This is a genomic window from Saccharococcus thermophilus (genome assembly GCF_011761475.1).
In the GTDB taxonomy this organism is placed as follows: Bacteria; Bacillota; Bacilli; order Bacillales; family Anoxybacillaceae; genus Saccharococcus; species Saccharococcus thermophilus.
Genome location: NZ_JAASRS010000001.1, coordinates 1,600,179 through 1,625,487, shown reverse-complemented (window position 1 = coordinate 1,625,487; position 25,309 = coordinate 1,600,179). Strand labels below are relative to the sequence as shown.

Here is a 25,309-nt window from a genome sequence, read left to right as displayed (position 1 = left end):
CGGATAAAGGGTATTTATGGTTACGCTGAAGTAAAGAAAGCCCCGCTTTACTTCAGCTTTTTTTGCGTGGCGGAGAAGACAACCTTAGGTGCAATGAAATGCATTTGCTGTTATAATTAGTGTCGAAAAAGGAGGAAAAGCGATGTCACCTGGCTTAGCAAAAATGTGGATTGCCATTACATCGATGGTATTTATGTTTATTTCCGTCGCTTCCATTTACATTAGCCGGTATAAGGCGAAAAATAAGATCATCCGTTTTATTTTGGCTTTCATCGCTTATGTTTTGATGATTTTGGCAGGAATTATTATTATTTTTGTTGTTTTTAGCGGCCCTACACCAAAATAACCATTGCAGTTAAAGGATGGATCACAAATGAGATGGATCATTCGCTGTATTGCCTCATGTTTGATTGTACTATCCCTTTCCGGCTGTTTATACCCACAAGAGCGTCTAAAACAAAATCAAATTCCGTATGAAGACCAGGTTGCGGCGGTACAATCAGCAGTAAACCAGTATCGTAAAGCAACGGGCGGGCTTTTGCCAATTAAAACGCGCGACATGAAAACGCCAATTTACGAGAAATATCCGATTGATTTTAATCGATTAATTCCGCGTTACATGCAGGAACCGCCGGGAAATGCCTATGAAAGCGGCGGCGTCTTCCAATATGTCATTGTCGATGCGGAAAAGAACCCAACCGTGAAATTGCTTGATTTGCGCCTGGCCGAACGGATTCGCGATCTAAAATTGCGCTTGCAAATGTACCAAGACGATCATCACTATCCGCCGTTTAAGGAAATGATCGCACCGGGAGTGTTTACGCTAGATTATAAAAAGCTTGGTTATAAATCGCCGCCGTATGCGGTCAGCCCGTTTTCGGGAAACAATTTGCCGTTTGTCATCGATGGGAGCGGGGAAGTTTATATCGATTATCGCATCGATTTATATAACGCGTTAAAAAAAGAGAAACATCACTATCGCCCGGGCGAGGATATTCGCGACATATTGGTGAAGCATTCGTTATTCGTGCCCGCATACTCCCTTCCATATACGGTTGACGCCAAAACAAACGAACCAATTTTTTTAACGAAATGAGTCATGAACCCTTCTCTAGAACAATACATTCTAGAGAAGGGATTTTTTATATCACTTTTAGTCATAAATGAATAGGACAACATCATATTCATATAGTGTCCTACCATACTAGCAAAAATTTGGTTGTTCATGATAACGACCCAAAAGACTGGAGGGGAGTCATTTGGAAAAAGTCGATATTTTTAAAGATATCGCCGAGCGAACAGGTGGCGATATTTATTTAGGAGTAGTCGGTGCGGTACGAACCGGTAAATCGACTTTTATAAAAAGGTTTATGGAACTTGTCGTCATTCCAAATATTAAAAATGAAGCGGATAAAGCACGCACCCAAGATGAATTGCCACAAAGTGCTGCCGGGAAAACGATTATGACGACAGAGCCGAAATTTGTGCCAAACCAAGCAGTTACGGTAAAAGTTGACGAAGGATTGGAGGTAAATATCCGCCTTGTTGACTGCGTTGGCTATGCCGTCCCTGGCGCGAAAGGATATGAAGATGAAAACGGCCCGCGCATGATTCATACGCCATGGTACGAGGAGCCGATTCCATTCCAAGAAGCGGCGGAAATCGGTACAAGAAAAGTCATTCAAGAACATTCGACGATCGGTGTGGTCATTACGACGGACGGCTCGATCGGCGAGATTCCGCGCCATGATTATGTCGAAGCCGAGGAGCGCGTCATTAATGAATTAAAAGAAGTCGGCAAACCGTTTATTATGATTATTAATACGGTGCGCCCACATCATCCGGAAACAGAAGCGCTCCGTCGCGAGCTCGCGGAAAAATACGATATTCCGGTGCTAGCCATCAGCGTAGAAAGCATGAGAGAATCTGATGTGTATAGCGTGCTCCGTGAAGCATTATATGAATTTCCGGTATTAGAAGTGAATGTGAATTTACCGAGCTGGGTCATGGTGCTTCGCGAAGACCATTGGCTTCGCGAAAGCTATCAAGAAGCCGTTCGCGATACGGTAAAAGATATTAAACGATTGCGCGATGTCGACAGAGTCGTACAGCAATTTAGCGAATATGATTTTATTGAAAAAGCGAGCCTGGCTGGCATTGAAATGGGGCAGGGAATTGCCGAAATCGATTTATACGCGCCGGATGAATTGTATGATCAAATTTTAAAAGAAATTGTCGGCGTGGAAATTCGCGGAAAAGATCATTTATTGCAGCTCATGCAGGATTTTGCCCACGCGAAAGCGGAATACGATCAAATTGCCGATGCGTTAAAAATGGTGAAACAAACTGGTTACGGCATCGCAGCGCCGGCGCTTTCCGATATGAGCTTGGATGAACCGGAAATCATCCGCCAAGGCTCCCGCTTCGGTGTCCGCTTAAAAGCGGTAGCTCCGTCGATTCATATGATCAAAGTAGATGTCGAATCGGAATTTGCTCCAATCATCGGCACAGAAAAACAAAGCGAAGAACTCGTCCGCTATTTAATGCAAGATTTTGAGGATGACCCTCTCTCGATTTGGAATTCCGATATTTTCGGACGTTCACTCAGCTCGATTGTCCGCGAAGGAATTCAGGCAAAACTAGCGCTGATGCCGGAAAATGCTCGCTATAAACTAAAAGAAACGCTAGAGCGCATCATTAACGAAGGCTCCGGTGGATTAATTGCCATTATTTTGTAAGAAGACTCCATGTTTGGAGTCTTTTTTTATGCCGATACCCCTTGCAAATGAACAGAACTCCTTGCAAAATAAGGATTTTATCTTGATAACCTATGATGCATATGATAATCTTTTATCAGAAATACGGTTCATTGGTAGCTTCATCTCGTGGATGAAGTCATCGGAATGAAGCGGAACCGCCTTTGAATCGGGCCGCAGGACGTGAAGCACCAACAAGGTATTTGTCCATGAAAGTCTAGCGGAACAAGAGTGAGCGCCTACACGAAGGGGTAGAAAGCCAAACTTTTTTGTGCGCTAAAACGTGCCGAGATTCAATTTTTTTGGTGAATGTGCCTAAATTTCATCGATTTGCGGAAAAATATGTTGAATTATAGCGATAAATTGGTTAATATTAGGCATGTCACCACATTTTATACGTATAGAAATGCGAGAAAGTGTGAAGAAATGGTATTAAGCAAGCAGTTTTAACAATCCTCTTGGGAGGAGGTGAATGGCATGAATAAGACAGAATTAATTAACGCAGTTGCCGAAACTAGCGGTCTTTCTAAAAAAGATGCAACGAAAGCGGTAGACGCTGTATTTGAATCAATCACAGAAGCGCTAAGAAAAGGTGATAAGGTACAATTAATCGGCTTCGGGAACTTTGAAGTGCGCGAGCGCGCGGCTCGTAAAGGGCGCAACCCGCAAACAGGAGAGGAAATGGAAATCCCTGCGAGCAAAGTTCCTGCATTCAAACCAGGCAAAGCTCTTAAAGATGCTGTAAAATAAGCTTACATAAAGGAGCTTGGAAGGAAGGGTAGGCGATGCACTGCCCTTCTTTTTTGCTTTTTTTTCGCTATCTATGCTAGAATCGGATTACATTCAGCTTTTATGGTGCAGGAGGATGTTGCTTGTATGTCACATGTGAATTATGAACAAATCGAATATGCCGTTCGGTTAATTTTAGAAGCGATTGGCGAAGATCCAAATCGCGAAGGATTGGTCGACACGCCAAAGCGGGTCGCGAAGATGTATGCCGAAGTATTTGCTGGATTGCATGAAGATCCGAAAGAACATTTTCAGACGGTGTTTAGTGAAGACCATGAAGAGCTTGTGCTTGTGAAAGATATCCCGTTTTATTCGATGTGTGAGCATCATTTAGTCCCATTTTTCGGCGTTGCCCATGTCGCCTACATTCCTCGTGAAGGGAAAGTGACAGGATTAAGCAAGCTGGCTCGGGCAGTCGAGGCGGTGGCGCGTCGTCCGCAATTGCAAGAACGCATTACGGCGACAGTAGCCGATTCGATTGTGGAAGCGCTTGACCCCCACGGCGTCATGGTCGTTGTGGAAGCAGAACATATGTGTATGACGATGCGCGGCGTAAAAAAACCGGGAGCCAAAACAGTGACAACGGCGGTGCGCGGCGTGTTTGAGACCGATCCAAACGCCCGGGCAGAAGTATTGTCCCTCATAAAAGCATAAAAAATGCAAATCATTTTAAGGAGGAGAGAATGATGTACGTAAACAGCGATTATGTGGTCATTAAAGCGCTAGAGGACGGAGTGAATGTCATCGGATTAACAAGAGGGGCGGATACACGCTTTCATCATTCGGAAAAGCTCGATAAGGGCGAAGTGTTGATCGCCCAATTTACGGAGCATACATCGGCGATTAAAGTAAGAGGAAAGGCGTATATTCAAACAAGACATGGTGAAATTGAGTCGGAAGGGAAAAAGTAATTGTACTTATTTTCATGAAACTAGAGCGTTTGCAAAAAAATTATGTAATAATTACTCCGTTAATTGTATGCAAATTTTTTGGGGACAAGGGTGATGATTTTGAAACATATCATGAAAAAAATCGCGTTGTTAAAAGAGCAAATTGAACGCTTTCTTCACCATTCTTATTTGTTCGAGCATATACCAGCGAGACAAATTGATGAAGACCGCATTTTGTTGTCTTTATCCGTGTTGGAAGACGCGGCCATTGCTCCAGAAAAAGTCAATCACTATATTATTCCGATGATGCTTGTGCAAATCGCCCTTGATACCCACGATGAAGTAACGAATTCTGTTTCTGAACACGATGATTTAAAAACGAGGCAATTAGTTGTCCTTGCCGGCGATCTATATAGTGGTTTATATTACGATTATTTAGCGAAGTTGAATGAAATACCGCTCATTCGCCTCTTTGCGGAGGCGATTCGCGACATCAACGAGCATAAAGTCCGATTGTATCAAAAAGACATTGAGCGGATCGAAACGTTATTTGACAGCGTCGGAACGATTGAATCCGCATTAATTTGCAAAATGGCCGCCCATTTTTCCACTCCTGTATGGGTGAAGTTTTCCTATTATTATTTGCTGCTAAGGCGTTTAATCACGGAAAAGGAAATGTTCGTCCGCTCCGGTTCTTCCGCGTTGTTTGAACAAATGGGAAATATTCTCTTTCCAAAGTCCAAAATGGTAACGAAAGAGCAGAAGCAATATTTGCTTCATATTTGCAATCGATATATCGATCATTGCAAAGAAGCGTTGCTGAACGCAAAATTACAAGTCAATGAGATGTTGCAAATCCGCATTTCTGAACTGACTGGCGGTTTTTCAACCATCGCGAAAAAGACGGTGGAAGAAGGGTAGAAGTATGCAGCAATCGAAAGAAGAACGAGTTCACCATGTGTTTGAAAAAATTTATCAACATTATGACCGCATGAATTCGGTCATTAGCTTCCGGCGCCATCTTAAATGGCGGGAAGATACAATGAAGCGGATGAATGTACAAAAAGGAAAAAAGGCGCTCGATGTTTGCTGCGGCACGGCTGATTGGACGATTGCGCTCGCTGAAGCGGTCGGACCAAGCGGGGAAGTATATGGACTTGATTTCAGTCAAAACATGTTAAAAGTAGGAGAACAAAAAGTAAAAGAGCGGCAGCTGACGAATGTAAAGCTCATTCACGGCAATGCGATGAATTTGCCGTTTTCTGATAATACGTTTGACTATGTGACGATCGGCTTTGGATTGCGCAACGTGCCTGATTATATGACGGTGCTAAAAGAAATGTACCGTGTCGCAAAGCCGGGCGGAATGGTCGTTTGTCTCGAAACATCTCAACCAACGTTAATCGGTTTTCGTCAGTTATATTATTTTTACTTTCGTTTTATTATGCCTTTATTTGGAAAATTATTGGCGAAAAGTTATGAAGAATACTCGTGGCTTCAAGAATCGGCGCGCGATTTTCCAGGAAGAGACGAACTGGCGCAAATGTTTCGCGAAGCTGGTTTTGTCGATATCGAAGTGAAACCGTACACCTTTGGCGTTGCTGCGATGCACTTAGGTTATAAACGATAATAGTTAAGGTGAACATCATGAAGTTAAAGGCGATGTATTCGTTTTTGAATACAGATTTACGTGCAGTGGAAAAAGAGCTAGAAAAAACAATCCAGTCCGAGTATGCGCAACTTAGCGAGGCGGCGCTGCATTTATTGCAGGCGGGCGGAAAGCGGATCCGTCCCGTTTTTGTATTGCTTGCCGCAAAGTTTGGCGATTATGATATTGAGCGCGTTAAGCATGTGGCTGTGGCGTTAGAGCTCATTCACATGGCTTCCCTTGTGCATGATGATGTGATTGATGATGCCGAACTGCGCCGGGGCAGACAGACGATTAAAGCCAAATGGAGCAACCGTTTTGCCATGTATGCCGGCGACTATATGTTCGCCCGATCCCTCGAGCGGATAACACGTCTTGACAACCCGCTTGCCCATCAAGTGTTAGCGAATACGATTGTCGAAGTGTGCAGAGGCGAAATTGAGCAAATTAAAGATAAATATCGGTTCGATCAAAACCTTCGTTGCTACTTGCGGCGCATTAAACGAAAAACCGCGCTGCTGATTGCCGCTAGCTGCCAGCTTGGCGCGATTGCGGCGAACGCGCCGAAAGAGGTGGCGGAGCGCCTCTACTTATTCGGGTATTATGTTGGCATGTCGTTTCAAATCACCGATGATATTCTTGATTTTACCGGTACGGAAGCGCAGCTTGGCAAACCGGCAGGAAGCGATTTATTGCAAGGAAATGTAACACTGCCGGTCTTGTTTGCGATGGAAAACGAACGGCTTAAAACAAAGATTGCAACGGTCGTGCACCCGGAAACAACACCAGATGAAATGAAAGAAATCATTGCCCTCATTAAACAAACCGATGCGATTAAAAAATCATATGAGCTGAGCGACCGCTATTTGCAAAAAGCGCTGCGCGTGCTAGAAACGCTGCCGAACAATAAAGCGCGTTCGACATTATATGATATAGCGAAGTACATTGGAAAAAGGGATTTTTAGCGCTTTCAAGGATATTATTGCTATTGGCCGAAAACAATGGTACTATTTTGATGGGGAACCCGGTTTCCTAATACATATTACAGTAGGGGTGGAGCATACATGGTGGAAAGAACGTTTATCATGGTCAAGCCTGACGGGGTTCAGCGCAATTTAATCGGCGAGATTGTTTCCCGCTTTGAGAAAAAAGGATTCCAGCTTGTCGGGGCAAAATTGATGCAAGTATCGCGCGAATTAGCAGAACAGCACTACGCGGAGCATAAAGAACGCCCGTTTTTCGGGGAATTAGTTGATTTCATTACATCCGGCCCGGTGTTCGCCATGGTGTGGGAAGGCGAAAACGTCATTGCGACCGCACGGCAAATGATGGGAAAAACCAATCCACAAGAAGCGGCGCCTGGCACGATTCGCGGCGACTATGGATTGACGGTTGGCAAAAATGTAATTCACGGTTCCGATTCGCCACAAAGCGCAGAACGGGAAATCAATCTCTTTTTCAAAGAAGAAGAGCTTGTCAATTATTCGAAGTTGATTAATCAATGGCTATACTAAACAAAAACCGGTCAGCGTCATGGCCGGTTTTTGTTTTACGGTTTTTTCTTCTCTACTTTACCCGCTTTGCGATATACTTATGGCATAGATAGCTATCCTATCATTGGCAAAAGAGAATAAGCGAGGAAAAACGGGGATGAATGACTATCAGCAATTTATCGCAAACATCAAGCGAAAAACGGGCATTGACCTGGCTTTGTATAAAGAAGCGCAAATGAAAAGACGGCTGACGTCGCTTTATGAAAAAAAAGGGCTGAAAAACTTTCAGGAATTTTTCGCGGCGCTCGAAACGGATGAAGCGCTGTTTCATGAGTTTTTGGACCGAATCACAATTAATGTTTCCGAATTTTATCGAAATGCGAAACGGTGGGAAGTGCTAGAGAGAAAAATTTTGCCGAAATTGCTCGCGCAAAACCGCCGTTTAAAAATATGGAGCGCCGCTTGTTCTACCGGTGAAGAGCCGTATACGCTGGCAATGATATTATCGAAATTTGTACCGTTAACGGATGTCACGATTCTTGCCACCGATATTGACGAAAACGCCATTGCCCGCGCGCAAATCGGGCTGTATACGGAGCGCTCCATGCAGGAAGTTCCGGAAGAAATGAAAAAAAAGTTTTTTACGAAAGAAGGAATGTATTATAAAATAGACGAAAAGATAAAAAAAGCAGTAACGTTTAAAAAACATAATTTGCTTGCCGATCCGTTCGGGCGTTTCTTTGATTTAATCGTGTGCCGTAACGTGCTCATTTACTTTACGGAAGAGGCAAAACAAAAGCTTTATCATCGATTTAACGAAGCGCTGCGGCCAGGCGGGATTTTGTTTGTCGGAAGCACGGAACAAATTTTCAATCCGGCTTTGTACGGGTTCGAAATAGAAGATACGTTTTTTTATCGTAAAAAATGATGATTCGCAAAGAGTTCATCGCCAAGATGAATTCTTTTTTTATCGAAACTATTTTCATTTTTCAAATTTATGATATATTTTTACTTAACCGCGTTAAAGAGTTGAAGGGAGAGAAAAACATGCGCTATTTGACAGCAGGGGAATCGCACGGACCGCAATTGACAACGATTCTGGAAGGAGTGCCAGCGGGCTTGCCGCTGCTTGCCGAACATATTAATAAAGAGCTGGCAAGACGGCAAAAAGGATACGGGCGCGGGCGGCGGATGCAAATCGAAAAAGACGAAGTGAAAATTTTAAGCGGCGTCCGCCATGGAAAAACGCTTGGTTCGCCGATTACGCTTGTGGTCGAAAACCGTGACTGGAAACATTGGCAAAGTATTATGGCCATTGAACCGATCGATCATGAGGAAGAAGTAAAGCGAAAAGTGACGCGTCCGCGTCCGGGACATGCCGATTTAAACGGCGCGTTAAAATACGGGCATCGCGATATGCGCAATGTGCTAGAACGTTCGTCAGCGCGCGAGACAACGGTGCGGGTTGCGGCCGGAGCGGTGGCGAAGCGGATTTTAGAGGAGCTTGGCATCCGCGTGGCCGGGCATGTGTTGGAAATCGGCGGGGTCCGCGTCAAGCGGCTTCATTATCAATCGCTCGAGGAACTGCAGGAAGTGACAGAAGCGTCACCAGTGCGCTGTTTTGATGAGGAAGCAGCCGTTAAAATGATGGAAGCGATCGACAACGCCAAGAAAAATGGCGACTCGATCGGCGGCATCGTCGAGGTGATTGTCGAAGGAGTGCCGGCAGGGGTAGGCAGCCATGTTCATTATGACCGCAAGCTCGATGCCAAAATTGCGGCGGCCATCGTCAGCATTAATGCCTTTAAAGGGGTGGAGTTTGGCATCGGCTTTGAAGCGGCGCGCCTCCCTGGAAGCGAAGTGCACGATGAGATTATTTGGAGCAAGGAAAAGGGGTTTACGCGCCGGACGAACCGCGCCGGCGGCTTTGAGGGTGGAATGACAACCGGCATGCCGATTGTCGTGCGCGGGGTGATGAAGCCGATTCCGACGTTGTACAAGCCGCTGCAAAGCGTAGACATTGAAACGAAGGAGCCGTTTGCGGCCAGCATCGAGCGCTCGGACAGCTGCGCCGTGCCGGCGGCCAGCGTCGTGGCTGAAGCGGTGGTGGCCTGGGAAGTGGCAGCCGCCATCGTCGATCAATTTGGCCAAGACCGCATGGACCTCATTAAGGAAAACGTTGAAAAAATGCGCCGTTATGCAAGGGAGTTTTAATCATGAAACAATTGCTTATTGAAACGAAAACAAAACAGTATCCGCTTTTTCTCGGGGAAGGAATTATCCATTCCCTGCCGAAAATTCTTCGTTCTTTATCTTTCCCTGCGGGAACGAAACTGCTGATTGTTACTGATCAAACGCTGGAGACGCTATATGTATCGCAGCTTCAGGCACTGCTTTCCGATGATTACCACGTATACACGCATGTCATTCCGAGCGGGGAAGGGGCAAAATCGTTTGAACAATATTACGCATGCCAAACGGCGGCACTTGAATATGGCCTCGACCGCCATTCCCTTATTCTTGCCTTTGGCGGCGGTGTGGTCGGCGACCTGGCCGGATTTGTCGCGGCCACTTATATGCGCGGCATTCGATATATACAAATCCCAACCACGTTGCTTGCGCATGACAGCGCGGTTGGCGGCAAAGTGGCGATCAACCATCCTCTCGGAAAAAATATGATCGGGGCGTTTCATCAGCCGGAAGCGGTTGTTTATGACACCGCCTTTTTGCGTTCCTTGCCCGAAAAAGAGCTGCGTTCGGGCTTTGCCGAAGTCATTAAGCATGCGCTGATCCGCGACCGCCGTTTTTACGAATGGCTGCGGCAGGAAATCCATACGCTTTGTGATTTAACAGGGGAGCGGCTTGCGCATTGCATTCAAAAAGGCATTGAAATCAAAGCAAGCGTCGTGCGCGAAGATGAGAAAGAGTCAGGGGTACGCGCCCATTTAAATTTCGGTCATACGCTTGGGCACGCGCTAGAAAGCGAACTTGGCTATGGAACAATCACCCATGGCGACGCCGTAGCGCTCGGAATGCTGTTTGCCATTTTTGCTAGCGAGAGGGTATATGGGCGCTCGTTTGCTGATCACCAGTTTTCCGCCTGGTTACGTACATACGGATTCCCTGTCTCCATTCCAGCAACGGTAAAGCTCGACCGCCTGCTCGAAAAAATGAAAGGCGATAAAAAAGCAAGGGCAGGGATGGTGCGCATGGTGCTGTTAAAAGATATTGGCGAAGTAGACATCGAAGCGCTCGACGACGATACCTTGTCCGTCCTGCTTCGTGAATTTGCCCAAACGGGAGGTGGGAGAGCATGATCCGCGGCATTCGGGGAGCGATTACAGTGGAACGCAATGAAGCGAAAGAAATCGTTGACGCCACGGAAACGTTGCTGAGAGAAATGATTCGGGCTAATGACGTCGCAGCAAGCGACGTATCGTTTGTGCTTATTTCGGTGACCGATGATATTACCGCGGCCTTTCCGGCGCAAGCGCTCCGCCGTTTAGAAGGATGGACGTACGTTCCGGTCATGTGCATGCGGGAAATTCCGGTTCCAAATTCTCTGCCGCGCTGCATCCGGGTGATGATGACCGTTCATACGACGAAAAAACAAGAAGAAATCTCCCATGTTTATTTGCGGGATGCGATGATCTTGCGGCCGGATTTGTCGTTGACAAAAAAAACCGAAATGTAATATGATAGGAAACAAAGCAATAAGTAAGCAGAGCAAGAGCAGAGTTTAGGGTAGATGAGAATGAGCGAGTTTAGTTGAGGTGAGCGTTTGTTGAATGAGTGCAAAATCTACCCAAAGGCATCTCTGTCTTTGGGTTTTTTTATTCCCCTATTTCGCCTCACAAACCCTCATTCTCCATCCGAATAAACGGAGGAGGAGAATCATGTCCAACTACACGCTTGCCGCATTTTTGGAGGATGCGCGCCATTTCCGCACGATTCCGATTGTGCGCCGCTTTTTAGCCGATGTATTCGAGCCGCTTAAAATCTTTGAAAATTTGCGCGAGGATGCGGTGTTTTTGCTAGAAAGTAAAGATGACCAGTCGCCGTGGGCTCGCTATTCTTTCATCGGCTTGTCGCCGTTTTTGACGTTAGAAAGTGAAACCGGTCATACGTTTTCTGTCATTGATGGGCACGGTGAAGAAATAGCAAAAACTTCTTCGCTGAAGGAAGCGTTTTGCTCTATCGAACAGAAGCTTTGCGTCAAGCGGCTGAACGAAGCGGTTCCGTTTACCGGCGGCGCGGTTGGTTTTTTGGGATATGACTTTATTTCCGCCATCGAAAAAGTTCCCATTCATCCCAACCGAGACCTTTCCATGAAGATCGGCTATTTCATTTTTTGCGAGTCTTTGATCGTATTGGACCATTATAAACGCGAACTTGTCTTTATTCATTACGTCCGTTTAACGGAGCGAGATACGGAAGAAACAAAGAAGCAAAAGTATGAACAAGGGCTTAAACGGATCGCCGCCTTAATGAAAAAAGCAGCAAGCGGAAGAGCAGAGCGTTTGTTATTGCTTGATCACGCGGACGAAGAAACGGGTGTTTCCTTTCAAGGGGTTATCTCCAATTATGACAAAGCAAGATTTTTACAAGATGTCGAGACGATCAAACGCTATATTTCCAGCGGGGACGTGTTTCAAGCGGTTTTATCGCAGCGGTTTGCCGTCCCGATTCGCGTCAGCGGATTTCAAGTATACCGGATGCTGCGCCATATTAATCCATCGCCGTATATGTTTTATTTTCGCCTCGATGATCTTGAAATTGTCGGCAGCTCTCCAGAAAAGCTCATTCAAGTGTATAACCGTCAAATGGAAATTCACCCGATCGCTGGAACGAGAAGGCGGGGACGGTCGACGGAAGAGGATGAGCGGCTTGCCGACGAGCTTTACCATGACCCAAAAGAACGAGCCGAACATTATATGCTCGTCGATTTAGCCCGCAACGATATCGGGAAAGTGGCCAAATACGGAACGGTTCGGACGCCTGTGTTAATGGAAATTGGCAAGTTTTCGCACGTCATGCATTTAATTTCGAAAGTAACAGGCGAACTAAAGGAAGAGGTGCATCCGATTGACGCCTTGCTTGCCGCGTTTCCGGCCGGGACGGTAAGCGGCGCGCCGAAAGTGAGAGCGATGCAAATTTTACAGGAGTTAGAGCCGACGGCGCGCAGTTTGTACGCCGGCACGATTGCTTATATCGGCTTTGACGGCAATATTGATTCGTGTATTGCGATTCGTACGGCGATTGTCAAAGACGGTTGCGCGTATGTGCAAGCCGGAGCGGGGATTGTCGCCGATTCGGTTCCCGAACTCGAATGGAAAGAAACGCGCAATAAGGCGAGCGCCTTAATGAAGGCGATTGAGCGTGCGGAACAATTATTTATGAGAGGGGAGAGCCTATATGTTGAAACAACTTCTTCATAAATGTGTTGACGGATATGTGCTGACGGAGGAAGAAGCGTATGAAGCGATGATGACGATTATGTCCGGGGAAGCGACGGCGAGCCAAATTGCCAGCTTTTTATCGATTTTGCGCTTGCGCGGGGAAACGGTCGATGAATTGACGGGATTCGTGAGAGCGATGCGCAGTCGCATGATGGCCCTCGATTATGAAGAAGAAGTCATCGATACGTGCGGAACGGGAGGGGACGGGGCATCGACGTTCAACATTTCCACGGCAGCAGCGATCGTTGTTTCCTCGCTCGGCGTCAAAGTGGCGAAGCACGGCAATCGCGCCGTTTCCTCCAAAAGCGGAAGCGCGGATGTGTTAGAAGCGCTTCGCATTGGCATTCAAACAACTCCAGAGGAAGCGAAAAAAGCGTTAAAAACGAAAGGATTAGCGTTTTTATTTGCGCCGCTGTATCATTCGGCGATGAAACATGCCGCACTGCCGCGGAAAGAGATCGGATTTCGCACCGTATTTAATCTCATTGGGCCGCTGGCCAATCCAGCGCGCTGCAAGCGGCAAGTCATCGGCGTTTATTCAACGCAGTATGCGGAAAAACTTGCGGAAACGCTGCGCCGCCTTGGCTCTGAACATGTTTTATTCGTAACGGGAAAAGATGGGATCGATGAATGCAGCATTGCCGCGGAAACGGATGTGGTCGAACTGAAACACGGAGAAATTCGCCGCTTTGTCATCACGCCCGAACAATACGGGCTTGCGCGCGGAAAATTGGAACATATCCAAGTGCACACCGTGCAGCAGAGCGCCGAACTGTTAAAAGCGGTGATGGAAGGAAAGGCCAATGAAAGTGCGACCAATATCGTCATTTTCAATGCCGGCGTCGCCTTATATGCGGCCGGGAAAGCGGGCACGATTCACGAAGGGGTGGAAATGGCGAAAGAAGCGCTGATGACAAAGAAAGCGTATGAACAATTCGAGCGCCTGCGCTTGAAAGAGGTGGAACAATATGCTTGAGCAAATTATTGCCACGAAACGCGAAGAAATGAAAACACTCACTTTACCGGAGCCGCTGCCAGTGAGAACGCAGCGTTCGCTGCGGGCGGCGCTAGAGCGGCCTAACCGCTCGCTTGGTTTAATCGCTGAGGTGAAAAAGGCTTCTCCGTCCAAAGGGGTCATCCGCCCCGATTTCCATCCAGTCGACATTGCCAAGGCGTATGAAAAAGCGGGTGCCGATGCGATTAGCGTATTGACGGATGAACATTATTTCCAGGGACATCGCCGTTATTTACGTGAGGTGAAAGAAGCGGTAAGCGTTCCGGTTTTACGCAAAGATTTTATTATCGACCGCTTGCAGATCGAGGAGAGCGTGCGCATCGGCGCCGATGCGATTTTATTAATCGGCGAAGCGCTGCCGCCAAAAGCGTTGTACGAATTGTATCAAGAGGCGTATGACAAAGGGCTGGAATGTTTAGTCGAGGTGCATGCGAGCGAAACGCTGGAGCGAATTCTTGACTTGTTTACCCCAGAGATGATCGGGATTAATAACCGTGATTTGCATACGTTTGTGACGGATTTGGAAACAACCGAAAAAGTGGCTCCGTTGATCCCGCCTTCGAGCATCATCGTCAGCGAAAGCGGCATTGCCACTTTCGCTGATGTCAAGAAAGTGCAAACGTACGGGGCCAACGCCATGCTTGTCGGCGAATCGCTGATGCGAAAAGCCGATGTGGAGGCGGCGGTATATGAATTGTTCGGGGAGGTCGATTCGCTTGCCCGTCCGTCTTAAGTATTGTGGCAACCGTTCCGCGTCAGATTTGCAAAAATCGCTGCAGAGCAAAGCGGATTACATTGGACTGATTTTTGCCGAGAGCAAGCGGAAAGTAGAAGCGGAAGAAGTAAAACAGTGGCTGCGAACGATCGAGCTTGGCAATAAGCAGCTCGTCGGCGTGTTTGTCAACGCGCCGGCGGAGTTAGTTGCCAATGTAGCATCGCAGCTGCCGCTCGCGGTTATTCAATGCCACGGTCATGAAACAGCGGCGCATGTCGCAGCGATCAAAGAAGCGACAGGCCTTGTCGTTTGGAAGGCGATTCATCATGATGAAGATGCCGTTAGCAAGATGCAGCAATACGCCGGCATAGCCGACGGCTATGTTGTGGATAGCCGGGTAAGCGGGGCATGGGGAGGAACGGGAGTTACCTTTGACTGGAGCAATGTTCCGCTTTATTTAGAAGAAGCGGCCCGGCAAGCCGTCCCTTGCTTTATTGCCGGGGGGATTACGCCGGAAAATGTCGAGCGGCTTTTAGCCTATCGGCCGTACGGCATTGACATTAGCAGCGGGATTGAGGAAAACGGAGAAAAAAGCGTGGAAAAAATGAAAGAAATCGAAAAGAAGGTGGCGAACTATGTATAACGTTCCAAACGAGAATGGCAGATTTGGAGATTTCGGCGGAAAGTTTGTGCCGGAAACGTTAATGCTTCCGCTTGAGGAAATAGAAGAAGAACTAACGAAGGCGCTGGCCGATGAGACGTTTAAAGCGGAGTATATCCGCATTTTGCAGCAATATTCCGGGCGCCCGACTCCGCTTACGTTTGCGCCGAATTTAACGAAACTGCTAAACGGCGCTAAAATTTATTTAAAACGCGAAGATTTAAACCATACCGGTGCCCATAAAATTAATAATGCCATCGGACAGGCGCTTTTGGCGAAGCGGATGGGCAAGAAAAAAATTATTGCCGAAACGGGTGCGGGCCAGCACGGGGTCGCCGCCGCCACCGTAGCGGCGCATTTCGGCATGGAATGCATCGTCTTTATGGGGGAGGAAGATATTAAGCGCCAGGAATTAAACGTCTTTCGCATGAAATTGCTAGGCGCCGAGGTGGTTCCGGTATACAGCGGCAACCGGACTCTAAAAGACGCGACGAACGAAGCGATTCGCTATTGGGTGCAGCATTGCGATGACCATTTTTATATGATCGGCTCTGTCGTCGGGCCGCATCCGTATCCAAAAATGGTGCGTGAATTTCAGCGTGTCATCGGAGATGAAGCGAAGCGGCAGTTTCTTGAGCGAGAAGGAAAGCTGCCGAACGTCATTGTCGCGTGTGTGGGCGGCGGAAGCAACGCGATCGGCATGTTTTATCCGTTTTTGGAGGATGACGTGCAGCTTGTCGGCGTTGAAGCGGCCGGGAAAGGAGTCGATACCCCGTATCACGCCGCAACCATCACCAAAGGCACGAAAGGCGTTATCCACGGATCTTTAACATACTTGCTGCAGGATGAATATGGGCAAATTATCGAACCGTATTCCATTTCCGCCGGCCTCGACTATCCAGGCGTCGGCCCGGAACATGCGTATTTGGCAAGCATCGGCCGCGTTCGCTACGAAAGCGTGACTGACGAGGAAGCGATCGCCGCGTTTCAATTGTTATCGCGGGAAGAGGGGATTATTCCGGCGATCGAGTCGGCACACGCATTGGCCAAAGCAGTGGAGCTGGCGAAAACGATGGACGATAGCCAAACGGTGCTCGTCTGCCTCTCAGGTCGCGGGGATAAGGACGTGCAAACGATGATGCGCTATGTCCATGTAAAGGAGGATGACGACGTTGCCGCTATGTACCGTAACTAAACCGATGTTTATTCCGTTCATTGTCGCCGGGGATCCAAGCCCAGACATTACGGTAGAACTAGCGCTTGCGCTTCAAGAAGCAGGCGCCGATATGTTAGAGCTTGGCGTACCGTATTCCGATCCGCTTGCGGATGGCCCGATTATTCAGCGGGCGGCCGCCCGGGCGCTGCGCGGGCAGATGACGCTGCAAAAAGCGGTCGAATTAGTTCCGGAAATGCGAAAAAAAGGCGTAAAAATTCCGATTATTATCTTTACGTATTACAATCCTGTGTTACAATTAGGAAAAGAACACTTTTTTGCTTTAGCGCAACAAAACGGAGTCGATGGGGTGCTAATCCCTGATCTTCCGTTTGAAGAAAGCGGCCCGATCCGCCAGCTTGGCGAAAAAACAGGCATTCCGCTTATTTCGCTAGTAGCGCCGACATCGAAAAAGCGGATGGAAACAATCGCTTCCCATGCGCAAGGTTTTTTATACTGCGTCTCTTCGCTCGGGGTAACCGGAGTACGCGACACGTTGCCGGAAACGTTAAACGGCTTTTTAACGGAAGTAAAACGGCACAGCCGCGTCCCTGTTGTTGTCGGATTTGGCATCTCGACTAGCGAACAAGTGAAAATGCTAAAAGACTATTGCGACGGTGTGGTCATTGGCAGTGCGCTCGTGCAAAAAATAGAGCAGCTGAATGAGCGGTTGCAAACACCGGCAAACAAAGAAGAGGCGCTTGCCGAGTTTCAACGTTACGCCCGTTCGCTAGTAGCACCGCTGAAACAAGCGTGTTCATCGCATGAAAGTTCGAAATAAGGAGTGTCGTTATGGAAATCAAAGCACAGTTAAGGGGTTTGCCCCCTTATCAACCGGGAAAATCGATCGAAGAAGTGAAGCGGCAGTACGGACTTTCCGATATTATTAAACTAGCATCCAACGAAAATCCATATGGATGTTCACCTGCTGTGAAAGAGGCGATCATCAACAGATTAGACCATCTTGCTGTTTATCCAGACGGGTATGCGCGCCTATTGCGGGAAAAAGTGGCGGCACATTTAGGCGTAAAAGAAACGCAGCTTATTTTTGGCAACGGGTCCGATGAAGTCATACAAATTATTTCTCGTGCGTTTTTATCTGCCGGTACGAACACGGTCATGGCTGTGCCGACATTTCCGCAATATCGCCATAATGCGGTCATCGAAGGAGCGGAAATTCGTGAGATTCCGCTTGTTAACGGACGCCATGATTTAGAAGCGATGCTTGCGGCTATTGATGAAAAGACGCGTGTTGTTTGGATTTGCAACCCGAATAACCCAACTGGGACGTATGTCACGGAACAGGAGCTGCAATCGTTTTTGAAGCGCGTTCCTAAGCATGTCCTTGTGGTGCTAGACGAGGCATATTATGAATACGCGACGGCGGATGATTATCCGCAAACCGTTTCGCTTCTTGCGCAATATGATAATGTCATGATTTTGCGGACGTTTTCCAAAGCATACGGATTAGCGGCGCTCCGAGTCGGATATGGTATTGCCAGCGAAGCGCTTATTCAAGGGATGGAGCCGGCGCGCGAGCCATTTAATACATCCAGCATCGCGCAGGCAGCGGCGATTGCGGCGCTAGATGACCAAGCGTTTATCCGCGTTTGCTTGGACAAAAACAGAGAAGGGCTTGAGATGTTTTACCGTTTTTGCGAGGAAAACGGCTTGCGCTACTATCCTTCGCAGACGAATTTCATTTTGATTGATTTTGCGATCGAGGGAAATGAAGTCTTTCAATATTTGCTCGAGCGCGGCATTATCGTCCGCTCCGGCAATGCGCTTGGCTTTCCGACGTCCGTGCGTATTACCGTTGGTTCGAAAGAGCAGAACGAACGGGTGATTAGCGCGTTGGCGCAAATGATCCGGGAAAAACAACTTGTATAGTGGATGAACCGCCCCGTTGCTTTTTTAGGCAGCGGGCGCATTTTTACAAATGTATATACCACGAAGCCCGTGACTTAAGTCTTGGGATGGAGTGGAAAACAGCTTTGAATAGAGCCGACAGGGAGCTAAGCCCCATTGAGGTGTTTGTCCATGAAAATTTGGCGGAACAAGAGTAAGTGTTTGCACATGCAGGTGTAGGAAAACTCTTTAGTACGTCAGAACCCGCCGACCTTAGTCGTGTAGAAGTTCAGATGAAGAAGGTGAAGCAATTGGAAGGAAACGTCTTTGTTGTTGGCCTTGGTTTAATTGGTGGATCGATCGCGCTGGCGGTGAAAAAAGCACATCCAGACGCTGTCATTATCGGATATGACGTCAACGAACAAGAGCTGAAGCTTGCCCGCTCCTTAAAAGTGATTGATGAAGTTGCTTCGTCGCTGGAGCGGGGGATGGAGAATGCGGATTTGATTGTTTTAGCGACGCCTGTCATGCAGACGGAAAAAATTTTGGCGCAAATGCCCGTCCATCTGCTAAAAGAAAACGTGATTGTCACCGATGTAGGAAGCACAAAGCAGCGGATTGTCCACCATGCGCAGCGGTTAGGAAAGCAAGGAATCACGTTTATCGGCGGCCACCCGATGGCGGGTTCGCATAAAAGCGGCGTTACTGCAGCACGGACGCATTTGTTTGAGAACGCTTTTTACGTATTGACGCCGACAAATGGAGTGGCAGTCGAGAAAATCGAGCGCCTGAAAGAATGGCTGAAAGGGACGAAAGCGCAGTTTGTCGTGCTGTCGCCGGAAGAACACGACCGTATTACCGGAGTGATCAGCCATTTTCCGCACATTATCGCCGCAAGCCTTGTTCACCAAGCCCAACAGTATGAAAAAGAAAACCCGCTTGTCAGTCGTCTTGCCGCGGGAGGCTTTCGCGATATTACGCGCATCGCCTCGAGCAACCCGGAAATGTGGCGCGATATTTTTATACATAATAAGGGTGAGCTTTTAACGTTGTTTGACCGCTGGATCGCCGAGATGAAAAAGCTTCGTTCCATCGTGGAAGAGGAAAACAGCGCGGCGATTTATCATTATTTCCTAGAGGCAAAACAATTTCGCGACGGCCTGCCGACACGGACGAAAGGAGCGATTCCATCGTTTTACGATTTATATGTCGATGTGCCCGATTACCCTGGAGTTATTTCCGAAGTCACTGGCTATCTAGCCAAAGAGAACATCAGCATCACCAATATCCGCATTATTGAAACAAGGGAAGAAATATACGGGGTATTGCGGCTTAGCTTTCAAAGCGAAGAAGACCGAGCGAAGGCGAAAGCATGCATACAAAAACATACGAATTATGAAACATATGAAGTATAAAATGGAGGGGATGACGTGCAGTTACGGACAAACGTTTCATCATTGCAAGGAATCATCCATGTACCCGGCGACAAATCGGTTTCCCACCGCGCGGTGATGTTGGGAGCGATTGCGCGCGGTACGACGACGATTGAAAATTTTTTGACGGGGGAAGATTGCTTAAGCACGATTGATTGTTTCCGGAAAATGGGAGTAATGATCCGGCAGGATGGGAGCCATGTCGTTGTCGAGGGAAAAGGACGGGACGGATTACAAGAGCCGTCTGATATTTTACATGTCGGCAATTCGGGAACAACGGCGAGGCTGTTGCTTGGCATTCTAGCCGGATGTCCATTTCACGCCTGCCTGATTGGCGACGAATCGATCGCCAAACGGCCGATGGGAAGAGTGACGAAGCCGTTGAAAATGATGGGAGCGCGCATTGATGGGCGCGAATATGGAAACTATACGCCGATATCGATCCGCGGCGGTGAACTTCAGCCGATTCATTATGAATCTCCTGTGGCGAGCGCGCAAGTAAAATCAGCCATTTTATTGGCGGGCTTAGCGACGGATGGCACGACGGCAGTAACGGAGCCACATCGTTCCCGCGATCACACGGAGCGCATGATCCGGCTGTTTGGTGGGGATGTAGCGGTAGATGGCCTCACGGTGTCGGTTACAGGGCCGCAGCAGCTGACAGGGACCAGTATATATGTTCCTGGAGACATCTCTTCGGCCGCCTTTTTCTTAGTGGCGGGCGCCATTGTCCCTAACAGCGAAATCACGTTAAAAAACGTTGGATTGAATCCAACAAGAACTGGAATTATTGATGTGTTGCAAAAGATGGGCGCGGAAATAGCGATCGAGAACGTTCGCAATGAACAGACAGAGCCGCTTGGCGATATTACCGTCCGCACTTCGCGGTTAGCGGCAACGGAAATTGGCGGCGAACTCATTCCACGGTTAATCGATGAAATTCCGATTATTGCCCTCCTTGCCACCCAGGCGGAAGGAACGACGGTTATTAAAGATGCAAGCGAACTAAAGGTGAAGGAAACGAACCGAATTGATACGGTCGTGACCGAGTTAAGAAAGCTCGGTGCCGAGATTGAAGCGACGGAAGATGGCATGATCATTCATGGCAAATCAGCTTTAAAAGCAGAGGAAGCTGTGGTCGACAGCCATGGCGATCATCGCCTCGGCATGATGTTGGCGATTGCCGCCTGCATTACGAAAGGAACCGTCCATTTAAAACGCCCGGAAGCGGTCGCTGTTTCGTATCCGGCGTTTTTTAACCATCTTCATTCTTTAATGTGAGCGAAAAAGCAAGAAACGGTATGCCGGTTTCTTGCTTTTTATCATAACGAGGCGTCCCACTTTCACCGAAAATAAGTGGGAAGAAGGCCAATCATATGTCGCTTCATTCCCTCATATTCTGTCGTAAAGGGGGAATGAAGACATGCCATATATTATTGAAAGCGCATATGTCATTCGTCAAGAACGGCTGCAGCACTGTGCGCTCGTGATGGATCATAATCGCATTGACTACATAGATGAGCAGGCGAAGCGTTATACATGGATGCGCATGGAAATAGGGGAAATGATCGTCACACCCGGGCACGTGATGGTTGATTTTTCCTTTCAGCAACCGCGGACATTTGCCCAATTTAAACAATATGTTCAGCAATCTCTCATCAAGAACGGCTGCACCACGCTGCTAGCTGTTTGTGACGTCCCTTCGGAACGGGAGCTCGCTTCCGCACTGCGTAAGCTGCGACAGCATTTGTTAAACAGCCCCATCGATTATTTCATCGGCGTAAAAGTACCCGCTCGTATGCTGACCCCGTCCTTTGTGCTTGCCTGCAGGAGATGGAAAATACGAGTCATTTTTGTCGAAATAGAGGAAAGCGATGTTTTGCATTCCGTGCCATGGTATTGGATTGCCGATATCATGAAAACCGCCCCGCTTACCTTTGTGCCATATTGGCCGAACGAAAAAAGAATGAAAAAGCAGGAGGCAGCATGGCGAAACTTGCTCGCTATGCACCACATCCCATTTATTCCGTTTCCGCTGCGGGAGCGAACGCCGCTAAGGCTGAATGTGTTAAAGCAAATCGGCATTTATCCACAAAAAGGAGATCTGCGCATTGGCGGCGAAGTAGATTATAATCTATATGGAAAGGAAGCGATGAGCCGTTTAGTTGCCGAAACGCATATTGTCGATTATGATAATCATGTTCCGGTTGTTACGGTTCATAAAGGAAGATTGCTGAAGGTGGAAAATCAACTTTATTTTTACCCCGGATTTGGCACGGAGCGGATCATCCGTGCAGCTGGGATGTTTGCTGCTAATTTTTCGTAAGGAAGGGTTTATGTCTATGACACGCGTCGAAGAAATTGTCCGTTTGGTCGAAAATGGAGAAGTGAATAAAGCGTTATCTTTGGTGCCTGAGGTGAAGAAAAACGGAAGCGATGAAGAAAAATACGAGCTTGCTGATTACTTATATTCGTGGGGAATGCTAGAGGAAGCGAAAGAACTGCTCGAAGAGTTGTCGCTTCGCTATCCGGACGAAGGGGAAATCCGTTTGTTTTTGGCGGAAGTATATACAGAGCTCGACGAAGAGGACAGGGCGCTTGAGATTTTAGCGCAAATTAAGGAAGACGACCCGCTGTTTGCGCGCGCCTGTCTGCTTGCGGCCGATCTGTATCAAATGCAGGGGCTGGAGGAAGTCAGCGAACGAAAGTTAAAGCAGGCATATGAAAAAATGCCGGATGAACCGATTATTCAATTTGCCTTAGCGGAGCTATATTTTTCGATGGGGCAATATACAAAAAGCATTCCATTTTACGAAAAAGTGCGGGAAAAAACAAAGGAAATGGCCGGCACCCTCATTGTTGAGCGGCTTGCAGAGGCGCTCAGCTTTTGCGGGGAATTTGAGCAGGCGCTGCCGTATTACGACGAAGCGCTAAAAGCAAAAGTCGACAGCCGGACGCTATTCGGCTATGGGTTTACGGCATTTCAAGCGGAATATTACCAAACCGCCATTGAAAAGCTAAGCGAGCTAAAAGAACTCGATCCGGAATACGTTCCGCTTTACTTATACTTGGCGAAAGCGTATGAGCATGAAGGAAAGCTGAAAAAAAGCTATGACATTGCCAAGGAAGGCATCCATGTCGATGAATGGAACAAAGAATTGCTGCTCTACGCCGGGAAAATGGCGCTAAAGCTTGGAAAGCCGGATGAAGCGGAATCATGGCTGAAAAAAGCGATCGAAATCGACCCAGGCTATATTGAAGCGCTGACGACGTTATGTGCGCTGCTCTTGCACGAGGAGCGGTATGAAGACGTTGTTTCCTGCCTAGAAGGAGCGCTGGCGCAAGGAGAGTATGACCCGCAGTTTGAATGGGATTTAGCGCGCGCGAAACATAAGCTCGAAATGTATTCCGATGCATTAAACCATTACCAAGAGGCATATACTTTCTTTAAGAATAACGTTGATTTCCTTGAAGAGTACGGCTATTTTCTCATCGAAGAAGGCGACAGAGAGAGAGCCAAAGAAATATTTCAGCAAATCGTACGTCTTGACCCTGGGCACATGGAGGCAGCCAACATGCTGCTGCAGTTAGAGGAGTAGGAGATCCGCGGTCCATATTACCTCTTTCTTGGAAAATGATAGAGGGGGAAGCGCATAATGACGCACGTATCCGTGAATGAAAAAAAAGAGTTTATTCGTTGGTTTTTAAATCACTATCAGCTGAAGCGGCGTGAATGTGTTTGGATTTTAAACTATTTAATGAGCCATGACCAGCTGATGCAAAAGGTTCATTTTGTGGAAAACGCCCAATATTGTCCGCGCGGCATCATTATGTCGACCCATTGTGTCGATGATGTTCCGTTCCGTTTTTACAAAGGCAACGTGATGACGACCGATGCGGAAAAATCGTTCCATGACATTCGTCTAAACCGCGACGAGGATATTTATATCCAGCTGAATTTCCGCGCTTCTTTTCATTCGCCGCAATATGTTGCTGTATTGGAAGAAAACCCGTATGCGCCGAAACAAATGCATGTCAACGAAAGTGATCAGCGTTTGGCCGAACAATTTTTAGAAAAATCGCTGTATGAATTTCAGCGGGAACGGTTAATGAAGCTGATTGATGAAGCGTTAGACCGCCAAGATGAAGAAGCATTCCGCCGTCTTACCGAAGAATTGAAAAAGTTATGAAACCTTGCTGTACGCAAGGTTTTTTTTTGTTAAAAAATATGGTATGGTGATAGGGGAAATGAACTTTGGAAAAAAGGAGAGTACATATGAAATGGACAGCAGCGGATGTACAATTGTATCAAAAAGAAAAAGATTATATTGACACGGCGCTTATTCCGCTTATTCCTATTACGATGGACGACGGCGCCAAGGCGGCTGCTTCCGGGGGAGAGTTTGTGCAGCTTGTTGCCGGGGAATTGGAGCGGCAATTAAAAGGCAGGGTGTTTTTATTTCCACCGTTTTCCTATTTCCTAAGCGAATCGAGAAAATTGCTTGTAGAAAGGCTCACGGATTGGACAAGCCTGCTAATGGAACAAGGAATGAAATATGTATTTTATATAACATGCGATCGTACATGGAAAGAGCAAGAAACAGTAATTTCAGACAGGCTGTGGACTGTTCCGACGGTTCCGTTCGAGAATATGGATGAATCCTATAAACATGAACTGGTCCGTGATCAAGCGTCGCAGCTGCTCCGCTTTTTTATTGCGCAATGGTCCTAAACCGGCTTGGCAGAAAGTTGAAAGGTTAAAGCGATGACGATATTGACCTTGTCCGCCGATTGAGCTATCATTAGAATGTCCTAGTTTTCTGTTGTGTTATACAATATCGTTCGGATGGACTTTATTTTGGATAGAGGGGGGAAGACGATGAGTGACAAACATCGCGTAACAAGACGCCAATTTTTAAACTACACGTTAACTGGCGTCGGCGGCTTTATGGCTGCTGGAACTTTAATGCCGATGCTCCGCTTTGCCTTTGATCCGATTCTAAAGCGTGAAGCAGGCACGGAGATGGTAGCGGTAGCGGATGTAAAAGACATTACGACTGAGCCAAAGCGTTTTGACTTCAAAGTAAAAGTAAAAGACGCTTGGTATGAGTCGGAAGAGCCAAGATCGGCATGGGTGTACAAAGACGAAAAAGGAGAAATCGTAGCGCTTTCTCCAATTTGTAAACACCTTGGTTGTACAGTGAACTGGAATACGGATAAAGCACATCCGAACCAATTTTTCTGTCCGTGCCATTACGGGCGCTACACGAAAGATGGCACGAACGTTCCAGGAACGCCGCCACAAGCTCCACTAGATCGTTACGAGTACAAAGTGAAAGACGGAAAGTTATACTTAGGAAAAGCGAAACCACGAGGGGGGGCGTAATAC

At 47.4% G+C, this 25,309-nt stretch carries 28 protein-coding genes; all 28 read left to right on the top strand.

Translation table 11 applies throughout. The features are described 5' to 3' along the window. Positions 1-142: 142 nt before the first annotated feature. The 28 genes from BDD39_RS08385 (at position 143) to BDD39_RS08250 (ending at position 25,306) form a co-directional block, all read left to right on the top strand. Positions 143-346 carry a DUF2768 domain-containing protein gene (locus BDD39_RS08385; protein ID WP_166909785.1) on the top strand — a complete coding sequence of 68 codons (204 nt, stop codon included), beginning with the start codon at positions 143-145 and terminating at the stop codon, positions 344-346. Positions 347-373: 27 nt separating this feature from the next. Beyond that, entirely contained in the window at positions 374-1,096 is a 723-nt protein-coding gene (locus BDD39_RS08380; RefSeq protein ID WP_166909783.1) for a hypothetical protein, read from the top strand. A gap of 163 nt (positions 1,097-1,259) precedes the next feature. Beyond that, complete coding sequence (gene spoIVA / locus BDD39_RS08375) at positions 1,260-2,738, top strand: stage IV sporulation protein A (protein ID WP_166909781.1); 1,479 nt, start codon at positions 1,260-1,262, stop codon at positions 2,736-2,738. A gap of 495 nt (positions 2,739-3,233) precedes the next feature. Continuing rightward, entirely contained in the window at positions 3,234-3,506 is a 273-nt protein-coding gene (locus BDD39_RS08370) for an HU family DNA-binding protein (protein WP_017436779.1), read from the top strand. Positions 3,507-3,632: 126 nt separating this feature from the next. Then, a complete protein-coding gene (gene folE, locus BDD39_RS08365; protein ID WP_166909779.1) occupies positions 3,633-4,199 on the top strand; it encodes a GTP cyclohydrolase I FolE in 567 nt (188 codons plus the stop codon). A gap of 32 nt (positions 4,200-4,231) precedes the next feature. After that, a complete protein-coding gene (gene mtrB / locus BDD39_RS08360) occupies positions 4,232-4,456 on the top strand; it encodes a trp RNA-binding attenuation protein MtrB (RefSeq protein WP_017436781.1) in 225 nt (74 codons plus the stop codon). Positions 4,457-4,549: 93 nt separating this feature from the next. Continuing rightward, positions 4,550-5,356 carry a heptaprenyl diphosphate synthase component 1 gene (locus tag BDD39_RS08355; protein WP_208404358.1) on the top strand — a complete coding sequence of 269 codons (807 nt, stop codon included), beginning with the start codon at positions 4,550-4,552 and terminating at the stop codon, positions 5,354-5,356. A 4-nt stretch (positions 5,357-5,360) separates the two neighbouring features. Beyond that, complete coding sequence (gene menG, locus BDD39_RS08350) at positions 5,361-6,065, top strand: demethylmenaquinone methyltransferase (RefSeq protein ID WP_166909775.1); 705 nt, start codon at positions 5,361-5,363, stop codon at positions 6,063-6,065. A gap of 17 nt (positions 6,066-6,082) precedes the next feature. Then, a complete protein-coding gene (gene hepT, locus BDD39_RS08345; protein ID WP_166909772.1) occupies positions 6,083-7,048 on the top strand; it encodes a heptaprenyl diphosphate synthase component II in 966 nt (321 codons plus the stop codon). 99 nt (positions 7,049-7,147) lie between these two features. Then, complete coding sequence (gene ndk / locus BDD39_RS08340; protein ID WP_208404357.1) at positions 7,148-7,597, top strand: nucleoside-diphosphate kinase; 450 nt, start codon at positions 7,148-7,150, stop codon at positions 7,595-7,597. Between the two features lie 136 nt (positions 7,598-7,733). Further along, positions 7,734-8,504 carry a CheR family methyltransferase gene (locus BDD39_RS08335; protein ID WP_166909770.1) on the top strand — a complete coding sequence of 257 codons (771 nt, stop codon included), beginning with the start codon at positions 7,734-7,736 and terminating at the stop codon, positions 8,502-8,504. A 119-nt stretch (positions 8,505-8,623) separates the two neighbouring features. Continuing rightward, a complete protein-coding gene (gene aroC / locus BDD39_RS08330; protein WP_166909768.1) occupies positions 8,624-9,790 on the top strand; it encodes a chorismate synthase in 1,167 nt (388 codons plus the stop codon). Positions 9,791-9,792: 2 nt separating this feature from the next. Beyond that, positions 9,793-10,893, top strand: a complete 1,101-nt coding sequence (gene aroB, locus BDD39_RS08325; RefSeq protein WP_166909766.1) for a 3-dehydroquinate synthase — start codon at positions 9,793-9,795, stop codon at positions 10,891-10,893. Beyond that, positions 10,890-11,270 carry a chorismate mutase gene (gene aroH / locus BDD39_RS08320; protein ID WP_166909764.1) on the top strand — a complete coding sequence of 127 codons (381 nt, stop codon included), beginning with the start codon at positions 10,890-10,892 and terminating at the stop codon, positions 11,268-11,270. Before aroB ends, aroH begins: the two co-directional genes overlap by 4 nt. A gap of 202 nt (positions 11,271-11,472) precedes the next feature. Beyond that, positions 11,473-13,014, top strand: a complete 1,542-nt coding sequence (gene trpE, locus BDD39_RS08315) for an anthranilate synthase component I (RefSeq protein ID WP_166909762.1) — start codon at positions 11,473-11,475, stop codon at positions 13,012-13,014. Next, positions 12,992-14,011, top strand: coding sequence for an anthranilate phosphoribosyltransferase (gene trpD / locus BDD39_RS08310; protein ID WP_166909760.1), 1,020 nt, complete (start codon positions 12,992-12,994; stop codon positions 14,009-14,011). Before trpE ends, trpD begins: the two co-directional genes overlap by 23 nt. Further along, positions 14,004-14,783 carry an indole-3-glycerol phosphate synthase TrpC gene (gene trpC / locus BDD39_RS08305; protein WP_166909758.1) on the top strand — a complete coding sequence of 260 codons (780 nt, stop codon included), beginning with the start codon at positions 14,004-14,006 and terminating at the stop codon, positions 14,781-14,783. Before trpD ends, trpC begins: the two co-directional genes overlap by 8 nt. Beyond that, entirely contained in the window at positions 14,767-15,408 is a 642-nt protein-coding gene (locus tag BDD39_RS08300; RefSeq protein ID WP_166909756.1) for a phosphoribosylanthranilate isomerase, read from the top strand. The genes trpC and BDD39_RS08300 overlap by 17 nt, the downstream gene beginning before the upstream one ends. Then, entirely contained in the window at positions 15,401-16,621 is a 1,221-nt protein-coding gene (trpB, locus tag BDD39_RS08295) for a tryptophan synthase subunit beta (protein ID WP_166909754.1), read from the top strand. Before BDD39_RS08300 ends, trpB begins: the two co-directional genes overlap by 8 nt. Beyond that, positions 16,590-17,420 carry a tryptophan synthase subunit alpha gene (gene trpA, locus BDD39_RS08290; protein ID WP_166909752.1) on the top strand — a complete coding sequence of 277 codons (831 nt, stop codon included), beginning with the start codon at positions 16,590-16,592 and terminating at the stop codon, positions 17,418-17,420. Before trpB ends, trpA begins: the two co-directional genes overlap by 32 nt. Before the next feature lie 11 nt (positions 17,421-17,431). Beyond that, on the top strand, positions 17,432-18,529 hold the full coding sequence (gene hisC / locus BDD39_RS08285) for a histidinol-phosphate transaminase (RefSeq protein WP_166909750.1): 1,098 nt from the start codon (positions 17,432-17,434) through the stop codon (positions 18,527-18,529). Between the two features lie 269 nt (positions 18,530-18,798). Further along, a complete protein-coding gene (locus BDD39_RS08280) occupies positions 18,799-19,902 on the top strand; it encodes a prephenate dehydrogenase (protein WP_166909748.1) in 1,104 nt (367 codons plus the stop codon). Positions 19,903-19,917: 15 nt separating this feature from the next. Beyond that, entirely contained in the window at positions 19,918-21,201 is a 1,284-nt protein-coding gene (gene aroA / locus BDD39_RS08275; RefSeq protein ID WP_166909746.1) for a 3-phosphoshikimate 1-carboxyvinyltransferase, read from the top strand. Between the two features lie 142 nt (positions 21,202-21,343). Beyond that, positions 21,344-22,246 carry a hypothetical protein gene (locus tag BDD39_RS08270; RefSeq protein WP_166909744.1) on the top strand — a complete coding sequence of 301 codons (903 nt, stop codon included), beginning with the start codon at positions 21,344-21,346 and terminating at the stop codon, positions 22,244-22,246. Between the two features lie 16 nt (positions 22,247-22,262). Continuing rightward, a complete protein-coding gene (locus BDD39_RS08265) occupies positions 22,263-23,519 on the top strand; it encodes a tetratricopeptide repeat protein (protein ID WP_166912336.1) in 1,257 nt (418 codons plus the stop codon). A gap of 57 nt (positions 23,520-23,576) precedes the next feature. Continuing rightward, a complete protein-coding gene (locus tag BDD39_RS08260) occupies positions 23,577-24,110 on the top strand; it encodes a ReoY family proteolytic degradation factor (RefSeq protein WP_166909742.1) in 534 nt (177 codons plus the stop codon). 86 nt (positions 24,111-24,196) lie between these two features. Continuing rightward, entirely contained in the window at positions 24,197-24,652 is a 456-nt protein-coding gene (locus BDD39_RS08255; protein ID WP_166909740.1) for a YpiF family protein, read from the top strand. A 147-nt stretch (positions 24,653-24,799) separates the two neighbouring features. Next, positions 24,800-25,306, top strand: coding sequence for a Rieske (2Fe-2S) protein (locus BDD39_RS08250; RefSeq protein ID WP_166909738.1), 507 nt, complete (start codon positions 24,800-24,802; stop codon positions 25,304-25,306). Positions 25,307-25,309 lie beyond the last annotated feature (3 nt).